Genomic DNA, 4,934 nt, shown 5'->3' on the forward strand with positions numbered 1-4,934 from the left:
TTGCACATCCATACTGCCCTTGGGGGCGTGGCCTGAACGGGAACACCAACGGTTTGGTTAGGCAACACTTTACCCAAGGTAGCCGTTTTGAGGACATGACTGACGGAGATGTCGGGGCGGCCATGAATAAGCCCGACCACCGTCCTCGGAAAACACTCAATTACAAGACACCCCATGCGGTATTTTTTGCTGGACTCTTGCAAGAGGCCGCATGAACACTAGGATTGCACTTCGGAGTTGAATCCGCCAATCATTAGACAAGCTGAAAAAGGCAACAATGTCACTTTTATCCACTACCACATAGGTAACAGACAGTAGTTCGCGTCCGCTCTTTATTGAATCGACCGCAAAAAATTCGTTTAAGTCTTGTTCTCCGCAATCAAACGAAGGTCGCTCATCTTCAGCCGACAAACGGCGGATTATCCAATCAGCCACTTACAACGCGGAATTTCTTAGCGGCTTCTTGAATGCGTTTATATTCTTCAGGACTAATCTTTTTGCCCTCGTTTTCTTTCATCCATTGTTCAAATTTTCGTGCATCTTCACCAGTCAACACTGGCGTGTCTTTTACTGGCGTTGCCATTTTTGCTCCAGTGTATAAATTGCCAAACTTGCAAATGGAATTCTATAGAGTTTTTCCACAGTTCAAGTGTAACAAGTTATTGGATTATTTTTCTACTGATTTGTTGCGAGTTATCGTGAAAAATTATTTTGATGTGCCCCTCTAGTGTCCCATAGGCAATAAAAAATCTCTTCTATTACTCGTAATACATAGATTTATATGGAGCCAATGGCGGGAGTCGAACCCGCGACCTACTGATTACGAATTTGAAGTCCCACTATTTTCTGCTAATTGCTCAACCTTAACTAGACTTTACAAAACAATATACTTAGCGTATTCTATCCTTAATGGGGTAACACGAAAATTAACCATTTTTGCTAGTTTTTGTTACCCCAGTGTTACCCCAGATTTATTTTGTTACCCCGGATTAGGATATGGAAGACAACAAACTCAGTTTTACAAAGGCAGCGATTGAAGGCTTACCGATCCCGACGGCTGGAAAGCGTGTCACCTATCATGACACCAAGACTAACGGCCTACAACTTCGGGTTACGCACACTGGCGTTAAAACCTTTAGCCTACACAGGCGGGTTAAAAATGGCGGCGTGGAGCGCGTTACGTTAGGCCGTTACCCAGATATGACCGTGGAACAGGCACGTAGGGAAGCGGCGCGGCTTAATGCACTATTGGTGCAAGGGATCAATCCTAACACCGATAGCCGAGCATTAAAGACTGAAACCACCTTACAACAGTTGTGTGATGAGTTCCTTAAGCATAGGCGTAACCGACGTGGCGCGTACCTTGCGGATAAAACCAAGCGCAGTTACCGCTATGATTACGACCTGTACCTTTCGCAGTGGAACAATCGGCAATTATCCCGATTCAAGGATACCGACTTCGGAAAGCTTCACACGCAAATAGGCAAAGACTACCCGACCACAGCTAACCGCATTATCGCCTTAGCTTCTAGCCTGTTCAGCTATGCCCTGGAGCGAAAACTGTATAAAGGCATTAATCCGGCGATGGGTATTAAAAAGTTTCCAGAGAACAAGCGCGACAGGTTTATACAGTCCGATGAACTACCCGCGTTCTTCAAAGCATTGGCAGATGAGCCTAACGAAACCTTACGGGACTTTTTTCTGGTTGCGCTTTTGACTGGCGCGAGGCGTTCAAACGTCATGGCGATGCAATGGAATCACATCAACCTAAGCCGTGCTGAATGGCGCATACCGACGACCAAGAACGGCGAACCCCAAACCGTAACGCTCACAATGGAAGCCGTTGAAATCCTGAAAGCACGGCAAGGCGTTAACGATACTTGGGTATTCCCTGGCGTGGGTAAATCAGGACACCTGGAAGAACCTAAAAAGGGCTGGAAGCGGGTACTTGAACGGGCAGGAATTGAAAACCTGAGAATCCATGACCTACGCAGGACGCTAGGAAGCTGGCAAGCCAAAACAGGCGCGTCATTGGCGATAGTAGGCAAAAGCCTTAACCATAAGTCCCCCAGCACCACAGCTATCTACGCACGGTTGGACTTAGACCCGGTGCGTGATTCCGTAGACCGCGCCACCAATGCCATGCTGGTAGCGGCTGGCGTGAAATCCGGCGGCGATGTGGTGAAGATTGCCCCGAATAGAACGGATATTTTCCAAACTAACAGGAACACACTATGAACATAGCAGACCGAATATATGAAACCGTAAAGGCACTGACCGAGCCTAGCGCGTGTAAAGTGTTAGATTTAGCGGAAAGCCTAAAGGCCAAACAAAACGGGGACGATCAAGCGCGTAAACAAGCCGCACTCGCCACATTAGTTAAATATCGCGGACGTTTAAAGGCAGACAAATTCAATCGCGACGAATGCTATGACCGATAGGGTAGGTATAAGGCAACTTACTAATGATACTGGACAGGGAGCAAAAGATGATGACTTTAGAGCTTGATGACGAAACCACAACCCTTTTAAAACGGCTAGTTGAGCAGGAACATATCGGCGCGGCGCAAGTTGTGAAAAATGCCCTGACCGAACATTCAAATGCCATAAGCGCAAAAACCGCGTTGATGACCGATTACGCCGGAGTGCTGGCAAAGTCACCTTCATTCCAAGGCGACCCTCTCGAAATCCAAAAGACCATGCGCGATGAGTGGAATTAAGTATTTGCCTGACACAAACATCATCATAGGGTTGATGAAAGGGCGAGAAGCATTGGCATTAATCCTTAAACAGGCACAGCAAGGGATATAATCGTTTAGCCAGTCTAGGTTCGCTACCGATAAGGCGGAGTCATTACCCGCTTGGCTGGCTACTTATTCAGTAATGAATAGCACTTTAATGGAGTGGTTATGCCTGAATATTTCACCAAAAAGGAAGCCGTTAAATTCATTGTTTTACGGGTAGGCAAGCCCGAAGACAAGACTCCAAGGAACTGGGATAAGCTAATCAGGACAAGGCTGGAAAGGGCATTTCCCAAGCGCAATAACGGAATGTTTAGCCAAGATGACATCCTGGCTCATGCGCGGAAATGGTACGGACTAGAGCCGTTTGAGGATTTCCCATTATTACATTCCGTTATTGCAATTAGCTCAGTAAGCGTGCTTGGCGCATTCCGTTCCACCGCATGGGGGCATGTAATACCCGGCAATCTTGAAGAATGCCAAGCCAAAATAATCAAGCAAGCTGAAGAAAACGGGCGGCTAAGGGATTGTATCAGGCAAAAGGACGATGTAATCAGGCAGCAGAATGGGTTAATTAAGGAATGGCGACCAATAGTCGAGGAAGCACGGGAAAAAAAACGGAAAAGGAAAGAGGACGGTAAAAAACATGGAGGTATCAGATATTAATGTACACATCACCACGGAGGGTGTACAGGGCGCAATGTGTACATTAAAAAGATGTTCGTTACTCACTTTTAACGGACAAGAACGATGTCATACCGAGATTTATATACCACAAAACAGGCCGCAGAAAAATTAGACGTTTCCGAAAACACCTTAACAGTGTGGAGATGTACAAAACGCTACAACCTGCCTTATATTAAAGTCGGGCGAAATGTCCGATATACCCGTGAAGCATTGGACGCTTTCTTGGAATCAAGAACAGTAACCCAAGACTGACCCGGCCTAACCGACTAGGCCGGGTAGTCATTAACCACTTGATACGAAATAGGATTATAACCTACAAGCGGTTGGGAATCATCCGGTGTTATCCATATTCTAGGATTTCAACCGATGAAAACACAATTAAACGCGGTAGCATTGCCGCAATCAATCGACACCAAGCTGGACATACTACTGGCACGGCTATCAGGCTTACGCGCCACCGGAAACGGGAAACACCTTGCCCTATGTACAGCGCACGACGACCGCAATCCATCCCTGACAGCCAAGGTAGGCAACAACGGCGGCATAATTCTTCATTGCTTTGCCGGATGCAGCGTTGACGCAATCCTGGCGGCGATTGGCCTAACGATGGCTGATCTATTCCCCGACCCGCCCGAGACCAAATATCACGGTTACGACCGATACACAGCGCGTAAGTCGATACCACGATTCAGCCGTTATGAGATGTTCCCCAAGCTAGTGTTTGAATCGACGATCCTGGCGGTAGCCATTGGCGACTTGCTAAACGGGCATAGCCTGGACGATGCGGCACTTGTACGAGTACAACAGGCCATTGAAACGATCACGTCGGTACGGATGGAGGTGGGCGTATGAACCTGGACGACCGCGCCATAGCTGCCATTCAAGGCGGAAAACCGCAAACCTTAACAACCAATGTTACGTCCTTTGGTTGGCAATCCCCGCAACCATTGACCGCAAAAATAAAACCAGAACCCTATCCTATCGACGCATTGCCGGAATCCTTACAAAAGGCAGTGGAGGAAGTCCAGGCATTCGTAAAAACACCGATGCCGATGGTGGCGACTAGCGCATTAACCGCGTTATCCTTAGCCATTCAAGGGCATGTGAACGCCAAGAGAGCCGATAAGCTGGAAAGTCCAACAAGTTTATTCACCCTGGTGATTGCCGATTCTGGCGAACGTAAGACCACATTGGACGGCTATTTTTCAAAGCCCATTGCAGATTATGAGCGCAGCGAGGAAGAAAAGGCAAAGCCACTGGTTGAGAAGCACAAAGCCGATTATGCAGCATGGAAAGCTCAATATGACGGCTTGAATACGGCGATAAAAAACGCCACGGCTAACCCAAAATGGAAAGGCGATCCAGTAAATGTACTAATGGATAAGTTATACCAATCCCAATAGATTATCATATTAATAAAGCCCATTTACGGGAGCAAAGATTTCGGATGGTGTCGGGTTGGCTGGCGAACTGGTTCCATGCGTGGCAACACACATCAACGATCTGG

8 protein-coding genes and 1 pseudogene are annotated in these 4,934 nt (G+C 47.3%); 8 read left to right on the plus strand and 1 reads right to left on the minus strand.

What is annotated here, in order from left to right; genetic code table 11:
• Positions 1-215 (plus strand): annotated as a pseudogene (locus tag ACLQ6D_RS17425) (IS30 family transposase); the annotation flags it as partial.
• Between the two features lie 212 nt (positions 216-427).
• Here ACLQ6D_RS17425 and ACLQ6D_RS17430 read toward each other — a convergent pair.
• On the minus strand, positions 428-583 hold the full coding sequence (locus ACLQ6D_RS17430; RefSeq protein WP_411728572.1) for a hypothetical protein: 156 nt from the start codon (positions 581-583) through the stop codon (positions 428-430).
• 413 nt (positions 584-996) lie between these two features.
• Here ACLQ6D_RS17430 and ACLQ6D_RS17435 point away from each other — a divergent pair, with 413 nt between their 5' ends.
• The 7 genes from ACLQ6D_RS17435 (at position 997) to ACLQ6D_RS17465 (ending at position 4,830) form a co-directional block, all read left to right on the plus strand.
• Positions 997-2,238: a tyrosine-type recombinase/integrase gene (locus ACLQ6D_RS17435; protein ID WP_411728574.1), complete on the plus strand. Its 1,242-nt coding sequence runs from the start codon at positions 997-999 to the stop codon at positions 2,236-2,238.
• Positions 2,235-2,441 carry a hypothetical protein gene (locus ACLQ6D_RS17440; RefSeq protein ID WP_411728575.1) on the plus strand — a complete coding sequence of 69 codons (207 nt, stop codon included), beginning with the start codon at positions 2,235-2,237 and terminating at the stop codon, positions 2,439-2,441. The genes ACLQ6D_RS17435 and ACLQ6D_RS17440 overlap by 4 nt, the downstream gene beginning before the upstream one ends.
• Positions 2,442-2,488: 47 nt before the next feature.
• On the plus strand, positions 2,489-2,719 hold the full coding sequence (locus ACLQ6D_RS17445) for a hypothetical protein (RefSeq protein WP_411728576.1): 231 nt from the start codon (positions 2,489-2,491) through the stop codon (positions 2,717-2,719).
• 189 nt (positions 2,720-2,908) lie between these two features.
• A complete protein-coding gene (locus tag ACLQ6D_RS17450) occupies positions 2,909-3,406 on the plus strand; it encodes a hypothetical protein (protein WP_411728577.1) in 498 nt (165 codons plus the stop codon).
• An 84-nt stretch (positions 3,407-3,490) separates the two neighbouring features.
• Positions 3,491-3,679 carry a helix-turn-helix domain-containing protein gene (locus tag ACLQ6D_RS17455; RefSeq protein WP_411728578.1) on the plus strand — a complete coding sequence of 63 codons (189 nt, stop codon included), beginning with the start codon at positions 3,491-3,493 and terminating at the stop codon, positions 3,677-3,679.
• Between the two features lie 114 nt (positions 3,680-3,793).
• Complete coding sequence (locus ACLQ6D_RS17460; RefSeq protein ID WP_411728579.1) at positions 3,794-4,279, plus strand: hypothetical protein; 486 nt, start codon at positions 3,794-3,796, stop codon at positions 4,277-4,279.
• Positions 4,276-4,830 carry a DUF3987 domain-containing protein gene (locus tag ACLQ6D_RS17465; protein ID WP_411728581.1) on the plus strand — a complete coding sequence of 185 codons (555 nt, stop codon included), beginning with the start codon at positions 4,276-4,278 and terminating at the stop codon, positions 4,828-4,830. The genes ACLQ6D_RS17460 and ACLQ6D_RS17465 overlap by 4 nt, the downstream gene beginning before the upstream one ends.
• The last annotated feature ends 104 nt before the right edge of the window (positions 4,831-4,934 follow it).

The sequence above is a fragment of the Methyloglobulus sp. genome, from assembly GCF_046714055.1.
Lineage (GTDB): Bacteria > Pseudomonadota > Gammaproteobacteria > Methylococcales > Methylomonadaceae > Methyloglobulus.

Bases quoted from the DNA above. Each gene is read 5' to 3' on its own strand.
- ACLQ6D_RS17450 (WP_411728577.1), top strand. From the start codon at position 2,909: ATGCCTGAATATTTCACCAAAAAGGAAGCCGTTAAATTCATTGTTTTA.
- ACLQ6D_RS17430 (WP_411728572.1), bottom strand. From the start codon at position 583: ATGGCAACGCCAGTAAAAGACACGCCAGTGTTGACTGGTGAAGATGCA.
- ACLQ6D_RS17445 (WP_411728576.1), top strand. From the start codon at position 2,489: ATGATGACTTTAGAGCTTGATGACGAAACCACAACCCTTTTAAAACGG.
- ACLQ6D_RS17460 (WP_411728579.1), top strand. From the start codon at position 3,794: ATGAAAACACAATTAAACGCGGTAGCATTGCCGCAATCAATCGACACC.
- ACLQ6D_RS17440 (WP_411728575.1), top strand. From the start codon at position 2,235: ATGAACATAGCAGACCGAATATATGAAACCGTAAAGGCACTGACCGAG.
- ACLQ6D_RS17465 (WP_411728581.1), top strand. From the start codon at position 4,276: ATGAACCTGGACGACCGCGCCATAGCTGCCATTCAAGGCGGAAAACCG.
- ACLQ6D_RS17455 (WP_411728578.1), top strand. From the start codon at position 3,491: ATGTCATACCGAGATTTATATACCACAAAACAGGCCGCAGAAAAATTA.
- ACLQ6D_RS17435 (WP_411728574.1), top strand. From the start codon at position 997: ATGGAAGACAACAAACTCAGTTTTACAAAGGCAGCGATTGAAGGCTTA.